Raw genomic sequence first — 230 nt, 5'->3', positions numbered from 1 at the left:
GTCCGGGTTGTGCCCAGCGGGCGTGGACTTCGCGCATCAGGGCCGCCAGTTGGGGATCCATGGTCATGGCGGCGCGGGCCATCAGGTCCAGCCCCTGGCCGGAGCAGGTGACCGAGCGACGCCGGGCCCGTTCGCCGGCGCCGCGTTCGGTGCGGCCGGGGTCGATCTGGTCCAACAGGCGGTGGGCGTTCTCCTGCAGGCGGCGGGTCGTGCACTGTCCGGCGGCCAGG

Annotated in this window: 1 protein-coding gene; it reads right to left on the bottom strand. The window is 74.3% G+C overall.

Going from position 1 to position 230, the window contains the following annotated elements:
* Window positions 1-230: DUF222 domain-containing protein (locus tag KHA85_RS17715; RefSeq protein ID WP_236885868.1), on the bottom strand; the 230-nt coding region annotated here is incomplete at both ends.

Origin of the sequence: Dietzia massiliensis (genome assembly GCF_018390595.1) — a bacterium.
Classification (GTDB): Bacteria; Actinomycetota; Actinomycetes; order Mycobacteriales; family Mycobacteriaceae; genus Dietzia; species Dietzia massiliensis.
This window is presented reverse-complemented; position numbering and strand designations above follow the sequence as displayed.